At 52.4% G+C, this 18328-nt stretch carries 15 protein-coding genes; 10 read left to right on the forward strand and 5 right to left on the reverse strand.

From position 1 onward, the window contains the following. Window positions 1–30 precede the first annotated feature (30 nt). Together AC0YNW_RS00490 and AC0YNW_RS00495 are read left to right on the forward strand one after the other, a co-directional pair. Window positions 31–993, forward strand: a complete 963-nt coding sequence (locus tag AC0YNW_RS00490) for a sugar kinase (RefSeq protein ID WP_387472838.1) — start codon at window positions 31–33, stop codon at window positions 991–993. Beyond that, complete coding sequence (locus AC0YNW_RS00495; protein ID WP_387472836.1) at window positions 993–1778, forward strand: DeoR/GlpR family DNA-binding transcription regulator; 786 nt, start codon at window positions 993–995, stop codon at window positions 1776–1778. The genes AC0YNW_RS00490 and AC0YNW_RS00495 overlap by 1 nt, the downstream gene beginning before the upstream one ends. A 193-nt stretch (window positions 1779–1971) precedes the next feature. Here the strand turns inward: AC0YNW_RS00495 and nagA are convergent, their stop codons facing one another. Both nagA and nagB read right to left on the reverse strand, forming a co-directional pair. After that, entirely contained in the window at window positions 1972–3156 is a 1185-nt protein-coding gene (nagA, locus tag AC0YNW_RS00500; protein WP_475830349.1) for an N-acetylglucosamine-6-phosphate deacetylase, read from the reverse strand. After that, the gene (gene nagB / locus AC0YNW_RS00505) at window positions 3157–3882 is read right to left on the reverse strand and encodes a glucosamine-6-phosphate deaminase (RefSeq protein WP_387472832.1); all 726 of its coding nucleotides are present in this window, start codon (window positions 3880–3882) and stop codon (window positions 3157–3159) included. Window positions 3883–4239: 357 nt separating this feature from the next. Between nagB and fni the strand changes: the two genes are divergently transcribed. Continuing rightward, window positions 4240–5325, forward strand: coding sequence for a type 2 isopentenyl-diphosphate Delta-isomerase (gene fni / locus AC0YNW_RS00510; protein WP_475830350.1), 1086 nt, complete (start codon window positions 4240–4242; stop codon window positions 5323–5325). Window positions 5326–5364: 39 nt separating this feature from the next. On the opposite strand, the gene AC0YNW_RS00515 is transcribed toward fni, so the two are convergent. Genes AC0YNW_RS00515 through AC0YNW_RS00525 form a run of 3 tightly spaced genes read right to left on the reverse strand, consistent with a single transcriptional unit; the run spans window position 5365 to window position 8887 of the window. Then, complete coding sequence (locus tag AC0YNW_RS00515) at window positions 5365–6456, reverse strand: Ger(x)C family spore germination protein (RefSeq protein WP_475830351.1); 1092 nt, start codon at window positions 6454–6456, stop codon at window positions 5365–5367. After that, the gene (locus AC0YNW_RS00520) at window positions 6453–7553 is read right to left on the reverse strand and encodes a GerAB/ArcD/ProY family transporter (RefSeq protein WP_475830352.1); all 1101 of its coding nucleotides are present in this window, start codon (window positions 7551–7553) and stop codon (window positions 6453–6455) included. The genes AC0YNW_RS00515 and AC0YNW_RS00520 overlap by 4 nt, the downstream gene beginning before the upstream one ends. Next, on the reverse strand, window positions 7550–8887 hold the full coding sequence (locus AC0YNW_RS00525) for a spore germination protein (protein ID WP_475830353.1): 1338 nt from the start codon (window positions 8885–8887) through the stop codon (window positions 7550–7552). The genes AC0YNW_RS00520 and AC0YNW_RS00525 overlap by 4 nt, the downstream gene beginning before the upstream one ends. 149 nt (window positions 8888–9036) lie before the next feature. On the opposite strand from AC0YNW_RS00525, the gene AC0YNW_RS00530 reads away from it, so the two are divergent. From AC0YNW_RS00530 to AC0YNW_RS00560, 7 genes are all read left to right on the forward strand, one after another. Beyond that, a complete protein-coding gene (locus AC0YNW_RS00530; RefSeq protein ID WP_475831243.1) occupies window positions 9037–9783 on the forward strand; it encodes a class I SAM-dependent methyltransferase in 747 nt (248 codons plus the stop codon). Next, window positions 9780–10763: an MBL fold metallo-hydrolase gene (locus AC0YNW_RS00535; protein ID WP_475830354.1), complete on the forward strand. Its 984-nt coding sequence runs from the start codon at window positions 9780–9782 to the stop codon at window positions 10761–10763. The genes AC0YNW_RS00530 and AC0YNW_RS00535 overlap by 4 nt, the downstream gene beginning before the upstream one ends. Window positions 10764–11016: 253 nt before the next feature. After that, window positions 11017–11964: an ABC transporter permease gene (locus tag AC0YNW_RS00540; protein WP_387472885.1), complete on the forward strand. Its 948-nt coding sequence runs from the start codon at window positions 11017–11019 to the stop codon at window positions 11962–11964. A gap of 45 nt (window positions 11965–12009) precedes the next feature. Continuing rightward, window positions 12010–12897 carry a carbohydrate ABC transporter permease gene (locus AC0YNW_RS00545; RefSeq protein WP_475830355.1) on the forward strand — a complete coding sequence of 296 codons (888 nt, stop codon included), beginning with the start codon at window positions 12010–12012 and terminating at the stop codon, window positions 12895–12897. Window positions 12898–13022: 125 nt separating this feature from the next. After that, the gene (locus tag AC0YNW_RS00550; protein ID WP_475830356.1) at window positions 13023–14582 is read left to right on the forward strand and encodes a helix-turn-helix domain-containing protein; all 1560 of its coding nucleotides are present in this window, start codon (window positions 13023–13025) and stop codon (window positions 14580–14582) included. A gap of 4 nt (window positions 14583–14586) precedes the next feature. Beyond that, entirely contained in the window at window positions 14587–16350 is a 1764-nt protein-coding gene (locus AC0YNW_RS00555) for a sensor histidine kinase (RefSeq protein WP_475830357.1), read from the forward strand. Window positions 16351–16493: 143 nt separating this feature from the next. Further along, window positions 16494–18203, forward strand: a complete 1710-nt coding sequence (locus AC0YNW_RS00560) for an extracellular solute-binding protein (RefSeq protein ID WP_475830358.1) — start codon at window positions 16494–16496, stop codon at window positions 18201–18203. Window positions 18204–18328: the final 125 nt, after the last annotated feature.

The following is an 18328-nucleotide window of genomic DNA, read 5'->3' on the forward strand; positions in this document are numbered from 1 at the left end:
AAATGATAAAGAACGGGTTATTAGGGGGATATGGTTGTGCGTGAAAGTTCACCTCAGATCGTAACGTTCGGAGAGTCGATGGCGCTATTTATGCCGGAAGAGCATAAATCGCTCGAGCGCGCAGCGACGCTTGAGCAGAGCTTCGGCGGCGCGGAAAGCAATGTTGCAATCGGCCTTGCCAGACTCGGTACTTCCGTGGGCTGGTTCGGAGCGCTCGGCGACGATCCGTTCGGAAAGCTGATCATGAAGACATTGCGCGGAGAAGGTGTTGACATCTCCCGTGTGAGATTTAACGGAGAAGCGCCGACAGGCATGATGTTCCGTGAGCATGTTGCGGGCAGACTGGCCGTCCATTATTTCCGCAAAGGGTCGGCAGCAAGCAGAATGACGCCAGAGGATTTGGACGAGGATTATATTCGCAGCGCCAAGCTGCTGCATGTGACCGGCATTACTTGCGCCTTGGGCGAGGATTGCCGCAGAACGGTTCGCCGGGCGGTCGATATTGCCAAGGAAGCGGGCGTTCTGGTCAGCTTCGATCCTAACTTGCGTCTCAAGCTGTGGTCGATCGAAGAAGCGCGCAAGACGCTGCTGCCGCTTGCTGCGGACGCCGATTACTTCTTGCCGGGCTGGGACGAGCTGAAGCTGCTGTATGATACAGATGATTATGCAGAAATAAAGGAACATTTGAATGCCCTGAAGGGCGTTAGCGTTATTAAAGGTATGGGGGATGCGACCGTTGTGCTCGACAAGGGCGTCGAGACCGCTATCCCGTTCTATCCGGCGGAGCAGGTTGTCGATACGGTAGGAGCCGGCGACGGCTTCTGCGCAGGCTTCCTCGCAGGCATCATGAAGGGGCTGACGCCAATCGAGGCGGTTCGCCTTGCCAGCATTAACGGTTCACTGGTTGTCCAGATGCGCGGAGATTGGGAAGCGCTGCCGGAATGGGAAGTCGTAGAGCAACGCATGTCGGCTAAGGCATGGGTGGAGCGCTAATGGTGATCGAAGGGAACGGTTCGAAGGGACAGCGCCGCCGAGAGGCGATTCTGCAGCTGCTTAAGCAGCAGGGCCGCATCACGATCGTCGAGATGGTCGAGCGCTTCGGCTGCTCGGAAGCGACAGCCAGACGGGACCTGGAGCAGATGGAAGGCGTTTATCCCGTTATCCGTACAATTGGCGGCGCCATGTACGATGGGATGGGCACCATGAGAGAGCTTCATTTCGCCGAGAAGGAAGGCTTGTCGATTCTGGAGAAGGAGAAGATCGCCCAGACGGCTGCCAAGCATATTGTCGAAGGCGATGTTATCGGCCTCTCCGGCGGTACAACCAACTTCCTGCTTGCGAAGCTGCTCAAGGCCCGTAAAGGAATTACCGTCGTCACCAATGCGGTCAACATCGCTATGGAGCTGGCGGGCAGTCCGATCCAGGTTGTTGTGACCGGCGGCATTATGCGGCATAATAGCTTCGAGCTGTGCGGGCCGCTTGGCGAAGGGATGATTGCCCAGTTGCATATCGGCAAGATGTTCATCGGTATTGACGGCATCTCCGCAGTGGGCGGCATCTCCAGCTACTCCGAGCAAGAGGCGCAAAGTGCCAAAGCGCTGATCAAGCGTTCGCAGGAAACATATGCGGTATTCGACCATACGAAGGCGAATCGGACGTCGCTGTTCTCCGTAGCCGCAATCTCGGAGCTGAAGGCGGTTATTACCGATTCTCCGCTGACCGGCGAGTTGGCTGAGGAATTGAAGCGCCATCATGTATCCATTCACCTTACGGATTAACCATAAAGAGCTGTCCCGAAAGTCTGACATGACGAAGGGACAGCTCTTTTTCGATTAAAGGGTTGCATCGTGGCTGGATATACAGACCTCCAGAAGCAGGCAATCAAGTAAGAACCAGAAAGGCGATGCCTGGGATTATATCCTCGGCACCGCCTTTTCTTCATTTCGTCATATTGGCATCTATAATTCAAGCTTATTCGGATTTATGAAATACGGTACGGCCTTGCACCCAAGTGCATTCCACGTTGAATTCAGCGTCTGCCAGCACGAGATCGGCTTGCTTGCCTTCAGCGATGGAGCCGGTGCGGTCGAAGATGCCAAGCTCGCGCGCAGGGTTGCCGCTAGCCAGTTGGCTCACTTCAAGAATGCCTAGCTTCGAATGGTTCAGCATGTAGCGGAATGCGCGAATCATCGTCAAGCTGCTGCCAGCCAGCGCATTGCCCTCGCGCAGGCGCGCGGTTCCGTTCTTCACCACAACGGCCAGTCCGCCCAGCTCGTACGTGCCGTCAGGCATACCTGCTGCTTCGATTGCGTCCGTCACGATAATGACTCGGTCGAGCGGCTTGGCAGCCAGCATAAGCGCGATAGCGGCGGGATGCACATGCTCACCGTCGGCGATAATCTCCGTGTAGATGCGATCATCGGTCAATACGGCGCCTAGCGTGCCAGGCTCGCGGTGATGCAGGCCTCGCATAGCGTTGTACGTATGAACGGCATGCGTCAGTCCGGCGTCGGCTGCAGCTTTGACCTCGTCATAGACGGCATCCGTATGGCCTGCTGCCGCAATGATGCCATTCTCCGACATCCAAGCGATTGCTTCCTTGGAGTTGTTCTTCTCCGGAGCCAGCGTCAGCAGCTTCACCATGCCAGGATGCTTCTCATTCCATTCCTTCAGCCATTCCAGCTGAGGGTCTTGAATGTAAGCCGGATTTTGGGCGCCAGGCCACTTCTCGCTAATAAATGGACCTTCTAGATGCACACCCAGCAGCGGAGCATATTGATTGCCTGATTGCTGGTACTCCGCAACGGCGTCCAGTACAGCATCAATCGCTTCCTTCGAAGCCGTCATCGTGGTAGCCAGCATGCCGGTTGTTCCTTGCGATGCATGGAACTTCGTAATCCGGTCAAAGCTTTCGCTATTGGCATACATGAAGTCGCCTCCGAAGCCGCCGTGCACGTGAACGTCGATAAAGCCTGGCAGCAGCCAGCCTCCTTTGCCATCCACCGATTCTGCATCAGCAGGCAGCTCCTCGGAGGACTCCTCCGGCACGATCGCGGCAATACGACCGTTTGATACTTGCACGCTACCCTTTACAACCCGATCCTCCAGCACGATATGAACGTTATGAATGTTCCAAGTCAGGGAGCTCATTGTCATTTATCCCAGCATCCTTCCCGCTTCACGATCAAGCAGAACCGTTACTCGCGGATGTGTCTGCAGCAAGGAAGCAGGCACCTTAGTCGTAATTGGACCGGTCAGCGCTTCTTTCACAATATGCGCCTTGTCGGAGCCGCGAACGACCAGCAAGATGGTGTTCGCCTTCAATATGGAGCCGATGCCCATCGTGTACGCTTCCTTCGGCACTTCGTCGATGGATGCGAAGAAGCGGGCGTTGGCTTCGAGAGTCTCTTCTTTCAGCTTCACAACATGCGTGCCTGCGGACAGATGCTCATCTGGCTCGTTGAATGCGATATGTCCATTATGGCCAAGGCCGAGCAACTGAATATCGGCAGGGCATGCGTTAATCATCGCTTCATAGCGGACGCATTCGTCTTGCGGATTTTCAGCCATACCGTCGGGCAGGTGCGTCTGAATTGCCGGAATGTCGACATGCGAGAAGAGGTTCTTATTCATATAGTAGGCGTAGCTTTGATCGTTATCCGGCGTTAGCCCCACATATTCGTCGAGATTATACGTTGTAACGCCGCTGAAGCTCACTTTTTTGTTAGTGTAGTCTTCTACCATTTTGGCATAAATGCCGACAGGTGTCGATCCTGTCGCAAGACCCAGCACCGCATTCGGTTTTTCGTTAATCAGTTTGCGGAAGATCTCCGCTGCGTACAGATCAAGCTCTTCGGATGTTTCAAAAATACGGATGTCCATGATAATGCCTCCTGATTGTTTGAATTAAACAACGAGCGAAAAAGCTGCCGTTGTATACCGTTTGTCGTATGTCTTAAGTGTATATGAAAGAGCAGCAATACACAATAATTTTGATCGACAAATTCAAATATTTGATTGGAATAATCATAGGATAATGAAGGTTTAATTGGTTTATTTAGGGAATCATATACAAACTAAGTTCTATGTCCAAGTGCGACGGCAGCCGTTTCCAGATGGATCGTCCCATTCCGTCACTGAGGAGTCCCGTGGAAGCGCAAACCTCAAAAATATGCTATGCTAATCGGTAAAGCAATCTTGCAGAGCTCGCCCATAACAGATGTAAACATGAGGTGCGGCATGCAACCAGGAGGTCAATCTTTGAAGTCAACTAGCGAGGGCCATATCGAAAAGCGCAAAGGCGAGCATATTCGAATCTGTCTGCAGGAGGAAGTAGCCGGTGTCGGCATCCAAACAGGGTTTGACGACTATCGCTTCAAGCATAATGCGCTCCCCGAGCTGTCGTTCGAGCGTATTCGTCTGGATACGGAATGGTTCGGACAGCCGCTGCGGGCGCCATTGCTTGTCAGCTCAATGACGGGCGGCACCAATGAGGCGGGTGCCATTAATAAGCGGCTCGCGATGGCTGCCGAAGAGCGAGGCTGGGCAATCGGGCTCGGCTCCATGCGCGCGGCACTGGAGAAGGAGGAGCTTGCCTCTACCTTCAAGATTCGTGCCTTTGCGCCGCGTATTCCGATCATCGCTAACATTGGGGCTGTCCAGCTGAATTACGGGATGGGACCGGAGGCATGTCAGCGCGCGGTCGATCTGGCCGAGGCGAATGCGCTTGTCCTTCATCTTAATGCCTTGCAGGAAGTATTCCAGCCTGAAGGCGATACGGATTTCAGCGGACTGCTTGGCCGAATTGAAGAAGTGTGCCGCAACGTAGCGGTTCCCGTTGGCGTGAAGGAAGTGGGCTGGGGGATCGACGGCCGGACAGCTGCCCGATTGAGCGAAGCAGGCGTCGCCTTTATCGATGCGGCGGGAGCAGGCGGAACATCATGGAGCCAGGTTGAGAAGTTCCGCGTCAGCGATCCGGTACGCCGCCAGGCCGCCGAAGCGTTCGCCGGATGGGGTATCCCAACCGCTGAGAGTGTAGCGGAAGTACGGGCTGTGCTGCCCTCGATGCCCATCGTTGCCAGCGGCGGGCTGCATAACGGCGTGGATGCCGCCAAAGCGATTGCGCTTGGCGCGAATATGGCGGGCTTCGGTCGTTCGCTGCTCCCGCAAGCTGCAGGAGAGAATAGCGCCTTGTCGATCGAGGGGCTGATTGAACAGTTCGAACGGATCGAATTTGAGCTAAGAGCGGCTATGTTCGGTATCGGTGCGGCCACTATATCGGAGCTTGGCGGCACAGACAGGCTGATCAGAATCTCTTCGACATAGCAACAAGACGAACGGCAAGCCTGCTCATAAGGCTTGCCGTTATCTGATTAATCCGGTACCTTCGATTTTGACCATCGCTTCTACGTTGAACTTGGCATCCGGGTAGAGCTGGGTCCAATTATTCCAGGAATCCGCTCTGGAATGCGTCGCGCGGTAACGAAGACCGAATCCGAAGGGGTCAATGCCATGGCGCTGGATCTTCTTCAGCAGCGTTACGGCTGCCTTTTCATACTCGGAAGCCAAGGCATCCTCCACCGGCTGCCAAGGCTTGTCGAACAGGCCGCTCGGTGCTTCCTCAAATACAACATCCATTTTAATTTTCACGGCTATGAGCAGAGGATCGGTTTTTTCATTAATTCGGAAGCTGGAGTTCAATTGATTGATCGCAATAACCATGGGTGTGCCTTTGAACATGCCATGCATGGATGCTTTCGTAAAGTGGTCCGACATTTGATTAAACAACTGGGTCTCGGTAGGAGATAAAATCAATTTGATCTTACTCTTGTCGAATAGAGCGACCTGGTTAATGACGTAGCTTTCCTTGCCGTCATTCGTAATGATCGCGAGCACCGGATCCATGCCCTTCTCCGTCACTCTCCGTGATAGCCCCGATAACGTCTCGGCATAATTGTACGATGACTCCGTGCCATCAGCCCCGAAGGACAGCAGCAGCGAGTTGCCTGGATAACGTTCGGATGCCGGCTGTACGTGCAGCACGTTCTCTGCCGTAGGCCTTCCCACGGCAAGTGTAGCAACGCTTTGAATGTCCCGTCTGCGCAGCATCCAATCGATGGAATGGTTAATGTCCCGCTTGGCCAGCTCCTCGCCGATAATCATCATCTTGCAATGGCCGAAGTCGAGCTCCTTGTCTACATAGGCTTTCAGCATGCGTACGCCTTCGGCAATGCTGGGAGCATCAATTGTTTCGTATTGGATTTTGGATGCGCCGGGCTCGATCTTCGGTGACGGTATGGCAAGCTGGAGCGTGATCCGATAAGGCTTGCTTTCATTGCCGGACCAGTCGATACCGGTGCCCACCACAAAAAATCGCTTGTCAATGTCCTTGAAGCCGCAGCCGCTTAGAGTAAGCAGGGCTAGAAGAAGAGAGAGGACTGCCGTATACCGTATCATTCCGGCTTCAGCCTCCTTCTGCTCAGAATGAACACCCAGAGCACGCTTACCACCTCTGTGAACATACGAAGCACAAGCCAATAGGAGGTGATGAGATAGTTGATTTTCTCATTCGTGAAGATGAGATACAGCACGGTTGCCGTTGCGAACACTCCAAGAATGATGTAGTTGGATTTCGGTGCTTTTGGACTGTCGATCTCGGGCTTGCTGCCTTTGAAGCAGCTCTTGATATATTCCATGCCGAGATGCCAGCCGGACATCGTATAGACCAGCGTCAGATTCAGGAAGACGATCAGGAACAGGAACATGACGCGCTCGATAAAACCGTACTGCATGCTTAGCGAGTCGGAGGTCACCGCCCATAGATAGATATAGCGGTCCACCCCTTCCGTCCCGTGAAAGCCGATCGGAACGAAAAACGTAATGAGCAAAATGACAAATCCCAGAATGGGATAGATATAGAGATGCTTGAAGCGGAAATTGGGCGGGAACAGCCTGTTGAACAGCGCCAAGTGGATATAGCCTGTAAAAATGAGCGTCGCCGCAGCTATGGTAATAATGGTTGGCATCTCCATGACATGATTGGCGACCACCCGGATCGCATCGAAATTAAGCTGAGGGCTCCGCACCATCTTGAACAAAATAAACAGAATGATCGGAGCGTTCACGATGATTCCGATTTCAATGATGAAGGCTATCGTCAAGGTGGAGCGGGACGCGGCGTAAGCGGCAGCGATGACCATCATAATCAGAATAACGGTTGTGTTGGCGTCCGGGTTGAAAAAACGGTTAATAAGCACCGCATAGGCGACCACAACAATCGTAGAGGAGAACCACCACATGACCGCGAAAAAAATGGACGTAATCGATACCAGCCACCTGGGGTGATGAAGCTTCATGATTTCCGCAAAGCCGAGTCCGGGGTAGCGAGCCATTGCGTTCGTGAACATATAGATGAGTATGGCCCCGATGAGAGGCGCAACGAGCAGAGAAGACACTCCGCCTGAATAACGGTTTTTTACCAAAATATGCGGCACGAACAGCATCAAATTCATGAGGCTGACCAGCATGAAGTTGTAGAAGAAATAACGGTTCATTTGGTTCTCACCTGCCCAACGTCTCCCTCTGCCGGATTAATCTTGCCGTGCAGTCGGAAGTAAGGTTTGCCGAAGCTTCTAAGATTGCATAGATAACATACGTAGAGAAACAGCCCTATCGCCACACCGGAGATGCCGAAAAAGATAGAGGCGGCGATTAAGGGATACTTCAGAAATCGCACGGAAAACGATAACGAGTTGATCGGAATCACGAAGTTGGAAATCGCCACTACCGACGTTACAATGATCATAATGCTGCTGACCAGGCCCGCTTGTTGGGCAGCTTGCCCCAGGATCAGACCGCCGACCGTTGTCGCCGTTGACCCGATATATCGGGGCAGGCGGATACTCGCCTCGATCAGCGTCTCAATCATGAACAACATAATAAACACCTCAATATAGGACGGATAAGGCACGGCAGATCGGCTTGCCGCAATCGAGAAGGCAAGCTGTACCCGGAACAGCTCTGGATTGTACGAAACAATGGCGATATACAGCGCCGGAAGCGAGATCGTCAAGACGATTGACATGTATCGGATCAAGATAAGAGCCCTAGTCATCCAATAGGCCTCATAATTATCTTCAATGGCATGCATGAAGTCGAAGAAGGAGACGGGCATGATCAGGGCGAACATGCTGCCTTTAATAAGTACGACCACTTTGCCTTTGCTTAGCGCTTTTGCTATGCGATCCGGGCGCTCGGTAATGAGGACGGTCGGGAAGAGATGCCGGCGCTTGCCGATCAGCAGCTTCTCCAGTTCTCCGGCGGCATGCACCATATCTACGCTGATGCTGCTCAGCTTTGAGCGGACGTTGTCCAGAACGGACGGATCGACATGCCGCTGATCGAATACGACAAGCAAAGGCGTCTTCGAGATATAGCCTACGGAATATTCCTCGATGCCAAGCTCGGGTACCGGATACATTGTCCGAATCAGATTAATCGATTTGTTCAAGTCCTCGCTCAGGGCAATCTGCGGCCCTTGGATGGCGCTCTCAACTTGTGTCTGCGGGCTTTCATTACAGATGACGTCTCCTGTAAAGAAAGAATAGATTTCCCCCGTTTCGTTATCTCGGATCAAGACATTGCCGCGCAGTAAAAGGTCCTGCCATCTTGCAGGGTCCTCAACCTTGAGGTACTCCGGTATGGTCTGAAGCTGTTTGCGGTAAGGGATTTCTTCCTTGGTAAAGGGAACGGTAATAAAATCGCTGACCATCTTCTCGTCGCATAGCGGAGCGATATACGCAATGTCGATGCTCATGGCATTGTTGGTTAGTGTATAGGTTTTCAGATCCGCCGCTTCGGCGAATAATAAGCGAATTCGTTCGTTCATGACGCTCGCCTCCGGATCAACGAATGTCTTACACGCAGGACGCGGCAAGCTTCCATAGTTTGCGCCGCGTGGCAAAACTTATGCTAAGATAAGGTATCATCATGGCCGCTATTCATTTCAGGCTGACGAAAGGAAGCAGACTTAACGTGATGAAACCGTGGTATGAACAAAGCTTTGGCAAGGATTATATGATCGTTTATCGACACCGGGACTCAGGACAAGCTAATCAGGAGGCCAAGAGGATGGCGAAGTGGCTGGCACTGCCTGAGCAAGCCTGCGTGCTGGATATCGGCTGCGGCATGGGCAGGCATTCGCTAGCTTTGTCAGAAGCGGGCTTTCACGTGACGGGGGTGGATCTGTCCGAAGCTCTGCTGCAAGAAGCAAGGGAGCATGATCGCGAAGGCCGGGTGGCATGGAAGCATGGCGATATGAGGGAGCTGCCATTTGCCGACGGAACATTCGACGCGACGTTCAATCTCTTTACCTCATTTGGCTATTTTTCGTTTGAAGAGGATAATAGGAGCGTTCTGCGGGAGATTCGGCGTGTATTGCGCAAGGGTGGCTCCTTCTTGATCGACTTTCTGAATCCCGATTATGTTGAACGGAATCTCGTTGCGTGGTCCAAGCGGTTCGACGACCTATGCGGACTGCAGATTGTTGAGGAACGTTCAATCTCATGCGGATGGGTACAGAAGGAGATATCCGTGTTCAAGCCGGATGAGCCTGAACGGGTGAGACAATATTTGGAGAGAGTGCGGCTGTATCCTCTGGAGTGGTTCGAGCGGAGCTACGAGGAATGCGGACTCCGATTGGAGCAGCTGTATGGCAATTATGACAGCAGTCCGTATGATAAGGAAGAATCGCCGCGAATGATTATGGCAGGGAGTGCATTATGAATACGACGATATCCACATTAGAACATGGATGGCTGCAGGTGAAGGTTCCGCTGCCTTTCTCATTGAAATGGGTCAACAGCTATATCATCCCGGAGCGGGAGGGCGTAACCGTTATTGATCCTGGTCTGGGCACACCTGAAGCCAAGAAGCTATGGGAGAGTACGCTGGCGGAAACAGGGCTTGAGTGGAAGGACATCAAACGAATCATACTTACGCATCAGCATCCCGACCATTACGGGCTTGCGGGGTATATGCAGGAACGATCCGGAGCACCCGCCTATATGAGCGAGAGGTCGCATGCTTATGCGCAGCGGCTGTGGGGGGAAGGAAGTCGCTTCCCAGGGGCGCTGCGCGAGCTGTACATCCGCCATGGCATGCCGGGGGAGATCATGGATCGCATTGAACACAACCTGGACGGGTTTATTGAGCTTGTATCGCCGCAGCCTCAGGTACAGTACATATCAGCGGGCCAGAGGCTTCAGCTTGGCGAGTGGGAGTGGGAGCTGATCGATGCGCCGGGCCATGCATATGGCGCCTTATGCTTCTATCAGCCGGAAATCCGCTGGATGATATGCGGTGATCAGGTGCTGCCTCATATTACGCCTAATGTCAGCGTAGTGCCGGGAGAGGAGCTGGACCCTCTGGAAGCCTTTCTTGACAGTCTGAAAGGGCTGAAGTCGTACGACGTTGCCTTCGCTTTGCCAGGGCACCGCGATCCCTTTACCGATTTCGGAGGCCGTATTGAAGAATTGATCGGTCATCACGCCAGAAGGCTGGATCGGATGGCTGAGCTGCTGAAGGAGGAGCCATGTACCGCCTTCGCGCTATGCGAGACGCTGTTCGGCGCCCGTCTGCGGGACAATCCGCATAACCTCAGATTTGCGATGTCCGAGACGCTGGCGCATCTCTATTACCTGGAGCGGGAAGGCCGAATTCGGAGCCGGGAAGCCGCTGCTGCACTAATCTATGAGTCGTTCTGAACGCGAAGTCCTTTATGCCGGAAACGGTGTGAGGGGCTTTTTTTTATGCGCGAACCCGTCGTCTGGGCGTTTATTTACCTGAAAAAAAAGCTGTATTGCGATCACCGTTGATTTTGTACAACAATCGTTAGTTAGTGTTCTGGAATGGGGCGGGCACCCGGATTAAGATAGTACTATTCCATACACAAGATTACGAATGAGTAGGTGGTTAGAAGTGTTAGATCGAGTAGCTAAGAGGAAAGATTCAGCAAGCATGCAGCCTAACGTTTCTTTGGACAAAGCCTCGTTCTGGGTGAGGTTTGCGAGGCAATGGGACTATCAACTCATGATTTTGCCGGCTATCTTGTTTCTGCTGATATTCAGTTACGGCCCGATGTGGGGCGTGCTAATGTCGTTCCAGGAATTCAATTTGTTCAAGGGCTTCTGGGAAAGCGAGTGGGTAGGCTTCCGCCATTTTGAGATGTTTTTTGAATCGCCGGAGTTTTGGCGCATTATGCGCAATACGTTCGTCATCAGCTTGTTGAAGCTGGCAATCGGCTTCCCGGCTCCAATCATTCTTGCGTTAATGCTGAACGAAATTGGCGGCGTATTGTTCAAGCGCTTTGTCCAGACGATTACGTATATTCCCCATTTTATTTCGTGGGTGGTCATTTCCGGTTTTGTATTCTCCATGTTCGCGGTGGATGACGGGGCAGTGAACAACCTGCTGCTCGCCATCGGGCTGATCGACGCCCCCATTAACTGGATGTCGTCGCCCAATTACTTCTGGTCGATTCTGGTAGGCACGAATGTATGGAAGGAAATCGGCTTCGGCTCCATCGTCTACCTGGCGGCCATCGTCGGCATCGACCCCTCACTGTATGAGGCTGCGGCTATTGACGGCGCCAGCCGATGGAAGCAGATCTTTACGATTACGATTCCCGGCATTGCGCCTGTCATTATCATCTTCCTGATTCTTGGCGTCGGCAACGTTCTGAACGCCGGATTCGAGGACATCATGATGCTTACCCGCAACCTGAACAACGGAATTGTGATGTCGGTCGCGGATGTGCTCGATACGTACGTGTACCAGATGGGCATCATGAACCAGCGATATTCCTATGCGACTGCGGCGGGCTTGTTCAAATCATTCCTTAGCATCGTACTTCTGGTCGGTGCCAATGCGATCGCACGAAAATTGGGACGGGAGAGTCTATGGTAAGCGGTATGTATGATCACGATGAAACTATCATGAGGAGTGGCGACATTGAAGCTGTCATTTACAGATAAGGCATTGCGCGGCACGATTTACGCACTGCTCACGATTTTGGCATTTATTACGTTTTATCCGTTCTGGAACTCGTTTGTCATCTCATTCAACAGCGGCTCGGATACGGCGCTTGGCGGCATCACGTTCTGGCCGAGGGACTTTACGCTCCAGAACTACGAGATCGTGTTCAAGGACAAACAAATTTTCAGCGCCTACTTTATTACCATCATGAGAACCGTGCTTGGCACAGCGCTATCCATGTTTTTTACGGCATTGTTCGCTTACGGGTTATCGAAAAAAGGCATTTTGCTCAAAAAGTTCTACACGCTGTTCGCCATCTTTACGATGTTTTTCAACGGCGGACTTATCCCGTACTTCATCATCGTGTATAGCTTGAACCTGTACAACACGTTTTTCTTCCTGATTCTGCACGGGATGGTCAGCGTATATAACATGATTATTTTCCGGACGTTCTTCACTCAGCTGCCGGACGGCATCGAGGAATCGGCCCGGATCGACGGATGCTCGAACTTCGGCGTCTTCTTCCGGATCGTGCTTCCGGTATCGGGACCGGTACTGGCAACGCTAGGCTTGTTCACGGCCGTATTCCTGTGGAACGATTGGTTCATTCCTGCGGTCTTCATCAATGATCAGAATCTGGTGCCGCTGCAGACGCTGCTTGTCCAGATCATAAACGCCGGCACAACGGCCAATCTGCTGAACAATCTGAATAGTTACGCGCAAAGCGCCGTGTCTCAGACCGTAACGGTCAAGGCGCTCCAGATGGCGACGATGATGGTGGCGACGCTGCCGATTCTGATGGTGTATCCATTCCTTCAGCGTTACTTTGTCAAAGGCGTGCTCATCGGGTCGCTCAAGGAATAGGTTATGAGGGCTCAGAAACTGCCCGATTCATCTGCAATACCGCATTAACAATTGAGAGCAACGGGGATATACTGGTATCAGTATATTCCAGTTCGCTTTTTTCTGTTTTCGAGGGAGGAACATCCGTGTATAAAGCAATCGTAGTGGACGATGAAAATTTCGATCTGGAAGGCATGAGACAGCTCATTCCGTGGACGGAGCTGGGCATTGAAGTATTGCGTTGGGAGAACAAGCCGCTGGCGGCATGGTCGTTCATTGAGCAGAACCATCTGGATATCCTGATTACCGATATTAAGATGCCAATCATGAGCGGTCTGGAGCTGGCCAAGCTGGCCCAGCAAAAAAATAACCGGGTGAAGAAGGTATTCATCAGCGGCTACCAGGATTTCGATTATGCCAAGCAAGCGCTGGATATGAAAGCGGATGCGTATCTGCTCAAGCCGGTAGATGATGATGAGCTGATCGATATATTGCGAAGAATCGTAGCGGAGCTGGACGCGATGAAGGAAGAAGAGGCAACCAGCATGGATTCCTTCGAATTCATCCGCAATGATGTGGTGCTCCATCTGCTGGAGGGCGATATGGACGAGCAGACGCTGCATACGTTCCTGCAGAAGTATTCCGTCAACATTCCGAAGACGGCTGCCGCCGCCGTGCTTATTGAAGTAGACCGCGTCTTGCCGAGCCGGTACTCGGAGCGGGATCATGCCATTCTGCTGGATCATACGCTGGAGCTGATTATGAATTATATCGACAAGCGCAGTCTCGGCTTGTATTGCAAAGTGTCGGATGCCCGTATCGGACTCATCTATACCGCCTCGGAACCCGGGATGATCGACGAGTTGAACCGTATGATCGATCAGGTGAGGTCGTACGGTCCGCTTACGGCTACCGTCAGCTTCGGCGACTCCGTTACGGATCGGGGCTCGCTGGTGTCCTCCTTCGGACAAGCGCGCGAGCTGATCGGCTTCAAGATGTTTTTGGGACGGGACAGGCTGATTCTTCCCGGCGAAGCCAAGTGGAATGAAGCGAGGGAGGTCCGGGATGTCAACTCCATTCTGGACCAGATGTTTACGGCGACGGTCAACTATCAGCTTGTTCGCATATGCGACTGTATGGAGGAGCTGTTCCAGCTGGTGAAGACGTTCGAGAAGCCGATCCGGGTCTATCATTTCTCCTTGCATATCGTGATGAAGCTGGAGCATTATTTGGAGCAAATGAACGAAAGCTTCCAGAGCTTGCTCGGCTGGAGTAATGATTATTTTGATACGATCAATCAGTTCGAGACAGCCCATGATATTCAGTCCTGGCTGCAGCGGACGCTCTTCGAAATCTCGGAGATGGTCTATACGCGCAAGCAAAGCCGAAACAACCGTCTCTTTGATGAAATTACGGGTTATGTAAAGGATCATCTCTCGGAGGAAATTACGCTGAAGGAAATGGCGAACCACTTTGCCTATTCGCCCAATCATCTCGGTCATATGTTTAAGGTTACGATGGGCGTCAGCTTTAACGAATATATGGCGATGTGCCGCATGGAGAGGGCGAAGGAGCTGCTTCGCAACCATAAGCTGAAGGTGTATGAAGTAGCCGATCAGGTCGGGTACAAAAGCCTGACGTACTTTAGCCGGGCATTCCGCGAATACGCGGGCATGACGCCGGGAGACTACAGAAAGCAGGGGTGATCTCATGAACCGCCGTTCCAAATGGTTTTTCCCGCTTCGGTACAAGCTGCTAGTCTCCTATATCCTGCTTGCGCTCATACCGGTACTGGCCATCGGCAGTTATTCCTACTATTATACGATGCACTCCATTGAGGAGCGGACGAAGGACAATCTGAAGGTAGCGCTTGGCCAATTCTCCAATAGCGTGCAGATTCGCATGTCCGATATTATCCGGAGCTCCGACGCCATCTTCGACGACCAGGTGCTGTCCCGCTATCTATCGGGGTATATTCTAGGTTACGAGCGCCATCAAATTATGACGACATACGTGCTGCCGAAGCTCGATATGGCCACTGCGCTGCCGAATGTGCAGGTGATGCTCGATGTGTATCTGGACCGACCGTCCGTGGATGAATATTACTATGAAGCGAAGGAGAAGTTTCTGCGAGACGGCCAGCGGCAGTTCGGCATTCGGTACACCGAACGAATCCAGGATGAGCCGTGGTACCGGGATACGCAGGACCTCGCTTATGACAGCATCATCTGGCAGCAGATCGGCAATGACAAGGAGTTTCAGAACATCTCGCTCGTCAGGCCGTTAATTGACTATGAGCGGATCGGCAAGATCGGTCTGATCAAAGTGACGGTGAAGCTGAAGGATATATTTGAAGATTACGATTTCAGCGCCTTCGGCGAAGAGATGAAGCTGGTGGTTGTCGATGAGAACCATAAGCTGTTGTATACCAGTTCCATGCCGGAAGAGGAGTACAGGGAATCGATGCTTGTACAGGCCGAGACGAACGGCGATATGCTGCTGGAGTCCCCACTTGGCATGATAAACGCTCGAATTGCGGTGCTTGTTCCGCTGGATTCGCTCCATAAGGAATCGTTTCATATGAGAAATACGGTAATTCTGATCTGTTTGTCCAGTTTGCTCGTCGCGATACTCATCAGCATCTTTACGTCCAAGGTGTTCACGCTGCGGTTCGGCAAGCTGGTGCATTCTTTGCAGGCCTTTAAGGAAGGCGACTTGCAGCGGCGGATCAAATACAAGGGCAACGATGAGTTCGGGCAAATATCCGAAGCGTTCAATGATATGGCCTCCACGATCCAAAGCCAGATTAATGAGATCTACATAAGCAAGCTGGAGAAGAAGGAAGCGGAGCTGCAAATTCTGCATGCGCAAATCAATCCGCATTTCCTCTATAATACATTCTCGTCCATCAGCCGAATGGCCAAGCTTGGCGAGCTGGAGAAGCTGCATGAGATCATCCGGTCGCTGGCCAAGTTCTACCGCATGACGCTGAATCGAGGGGAGATGTTCATCCCGATCGGCAAGGAAATCGAAATTATTGAATCTTATTTGAGCATCCAGAACATTAAATACGCAGGCCGGATCATCGTCAGGTTCGAGATTGACGACTCGCTGCTGGCATTCAAGACGGTCAAGTTCGTCCTGCAGCCGTTCGTCGAGAACGTGCTGGAGCATGCCTGGTATGATGATCAGATTGAGATTGACGTTGCCGTATTCGCCGAGAACAGCGGGGAAATTGTGATGGAGGTTCGAGACAACGGGCTTGGCATGAAGGACGAGACGATTGCGGCAATCTTCAGCGAATCGGGCAACGGCATCGGGTACGGGATTCGTAATGTCGAGCAGCGGATCAAGCTTCATTTTGGCCAGTCCTACGGGGTTACTATCCGGAGCATGATCGGTCACGGGACGGCGGTGCGGCTGCGCATTCCTGCTGTGGCCGAGGTCGAGAAGGCAAGCGGCGAGAGGGATTGAATGAAGGAAGCTCCCGATCGTAAACGTTTGCAAAAAGCGTCATTGATTTAGTACACATTTCGTTGATTGGGACGATTTTTTGCCTCCCCTATCAATTTTATAATGAGCATGTAGCACATAATCAAGAGAGGGGCAAATGATCCATGAACAGAAAAAAATCGTTTCAAGCGCTTATCGTGCTAGCGCTTAGCGTCATCCTCGTGCTTAGCGCTTGTTCGAGCAAAAATGAACCGGCGCCTTCGCCAAGCCCGACAGCATCGCCAAGCGGCAATGAACAAGGTTCCGGCAACGAAGGAGGGGAAGGCGGCGAAGTCTCCACAGATCCGCGTGCCAAGATAAAGCCGGTAACCTTCACGCAATACGTGCATTATGACTGGTTTACAGCGCCTTCGTGGGAAGAGCGCCCGCATGGCAAATGGATTACGGACAACCTCGGGGTGAAGATCGAGCCGATCCAATCCAACGGCGCGGCAGCGCAGCGCCTCAACTCCATGATCGTATCCAACGAGCTGCCGGATGCACTTGTACTGGACAAAGGCAAGGATGTAGAGCGTCTGGTGGAAGCAGGCAAGCTGGTTGCCCTTGATCCATATCTGGAGAAATACCCTGAGTTCGTAGCAACAATCGGCGAAGAGACGTTGAACATGCTGCGCAGCGCCGACGGCAAGCTCTATCAGATTCCGAACTGGTACATTAACGGCGACCAAGGAAACGGCAACGCAGCGTACATCGTTAATAAGAAAATTTATAAAGACCTGGGCTCCCCTCCGCTTGAGACTTGGGATGACCTAGAAGCTTATTTGAAGCAAGTGAAAGACAAATATCCGAACATTATTCCATTCGACGCAGGCGAAGTGCGCGACGGCTCCGAGCTGCAATTGCTCGGCATGCTGTACAGCGGCGCGGCGAACGGCAACACCCCTCATTTCATCTCTCCTGGCGGCGTATTCGGCGTACCGCAAGGCGACAAGATCGTCTCGATCTTCCAGGACCCGTCCTTCCAGGAAGCGGCGCTGTATACGAGCCGTCTGTTCCGCCAAGGGCTGACATCCCAGGATATGTTCACCCAAACTCGCGACCAGATCAACGAGAAGCTTAGAGCGGGCAATATCGCCGTATTCGCAGCCTATGACGCTGTAGTTGAAGGCATCGGACGCGAGGCGAATAACGTGCTCAAAGCAAAAGATCCAGAGGCGGGCTATGATGTTATCTGGCCGGTTCACAAGACGGGCGTAGACAAAAATCAGGTATTCCCGTCCGGCTACAACGCACTCGGCTGGAACGTCAACGTGATTACGACCAAAGCTGCTGATCCGGAAGCGATCTTCGCTTACATGAACTGGGCTACGAGCGAAGAGGGCCAGCGCGTATTCTTTTTCGGCCCTCCGGGATTGTTCTATGACGATGTGCAAGACGGCGTCCCGGTTCCCAACGATGCTTACATCAACCGCGATCCGAAAAAATACGATGAGCTGAAAATCGGCGAATTCAACTGGTACGGCAACACGGTGTTTATCGATACAACGAAAGGCAAGCGCGAGCAATTGCTGCCTGAGGAAGCGCAAGACTGGACGACTGTCGGACAGACGACCGTATCGTTCAAGACGTCCAAAAACATTACGGAGTTCTCCAATATGACGCCGGTTCCTACGTCGGAGGAAGGCATCATCATGCAGCGTCTGACCGATTACTATAAGCAAGCTGTCTCCCAAATCGTCTTCGCGAAGAGCGATGAGGAAGTCATCTCGCTGATCCAGAAGGCCGATCAAGAGACACAAGGTCTTGGCTACCAGAAGCTGCTGGACTGGAAGAGCGCAAAGTGGAAAGAAAACCTTGAAATTATGAAAAAATAATCGGATTTTAAATCCCTTCGAATTTGCAGGGAAGCCGTTGATGAACGGCTTCCCGCTGCAAAGAGAGGGGATTTTTTTGTGTGAAGCTTCTGGAAGCAAGGTTTTTCATTGCATGATATATTGCA

This window comes from Paenibacillus sp. J31R120, assembly GCF_056269225.1.

Coding starts and splice junctions, on each gene's coding strand:
- AC0YNW_RS00490 (WP_387472838.1), top strand. CDS start 31: ATGGTTGTGCGTGAAAGTTCACCTCAGATCGTAACGTTCGGAGAGTCG.
- AC0YNW_RS00495 (WP_387472836.1), top strand. CDS start 993: ATGGTGATCGAAGGGAACGGTTCGAAGGGACAGCGCCGCCGAGAGGCG.
- nagA (WP_475830349.1), bottom strand. CDS start 3,156: ATGACAATGAGCTCCCTGACTTGGAACATTCATAACGTTCATATCGTG.
- nagB (WP_387472832.1), bottom strand. CDS start 3,882: ATGGACATCCGTATTTTTGAAACATCCGAAGAGCTTGATCTGTACGCA.
- fni (WP_475830350.1), top strand. CDS start 4,240: ATGCAACCAGGAGGTCAATCTTTGAAGTCAACTAGCGAGGGCCATATC.
- AC0YNW_RS00515 (WP_475830351.1), bottom strand. CDS start 6,456: ATGATACGGTATACGGCAGTCCTCTCTCTTCTTCTAGCCCTGCTTACT.
- AC0YNW_RS00520 (WP_475830352.1), bottom strand. CDS start 7,553: ATGAACCGTTATTTCTTCTACAACTTCATGCTGGTCAGCCTCATGAAT.
- AC0YNW_RS00525 (WP_475830353.1), bottom strand. CDS start 8,887: ATGAACGAACGAATTCGCTTATTATTCGCCGAAGCGGCGGATCTGAAA.
- AC0YNW_RS00530 (WP_475831243.1), top strand. CDS start 9,037: ATGAAACCGTGGTATGAACAAAGCTTTGGCAAGGATTATATGATCGTT.
- AC0YNW_RS00535 (WP_475830354.1), top strand. CDS start 9,780: ATGAATACGACGATATCCACATTAGAACATGGATGGCTGCAGGTGAAG.
- AC0YNW_RS00540 (WP_387472885.1), top strand. CDS start 11,017: ATGCAGCCTAACGTTTCTTTGGACAAAGCCTCGTTCTGGGTGAGGTTT.
- AC0YNW_RS00555 (WP_475830357.1), top strand. CDS start 14,587: ATGAACCGCCGTTCCAAATGGTTTTTCCCGCTTCGGTACAAGCTGCTA.
- AC0YNW_RS00560 (WP_475830358.1), top strand. CDS start 16,494: ATGAACAGAAAAAAATCGTTTCAAGCGCTTATCGTGCTAGCGCTTAGC.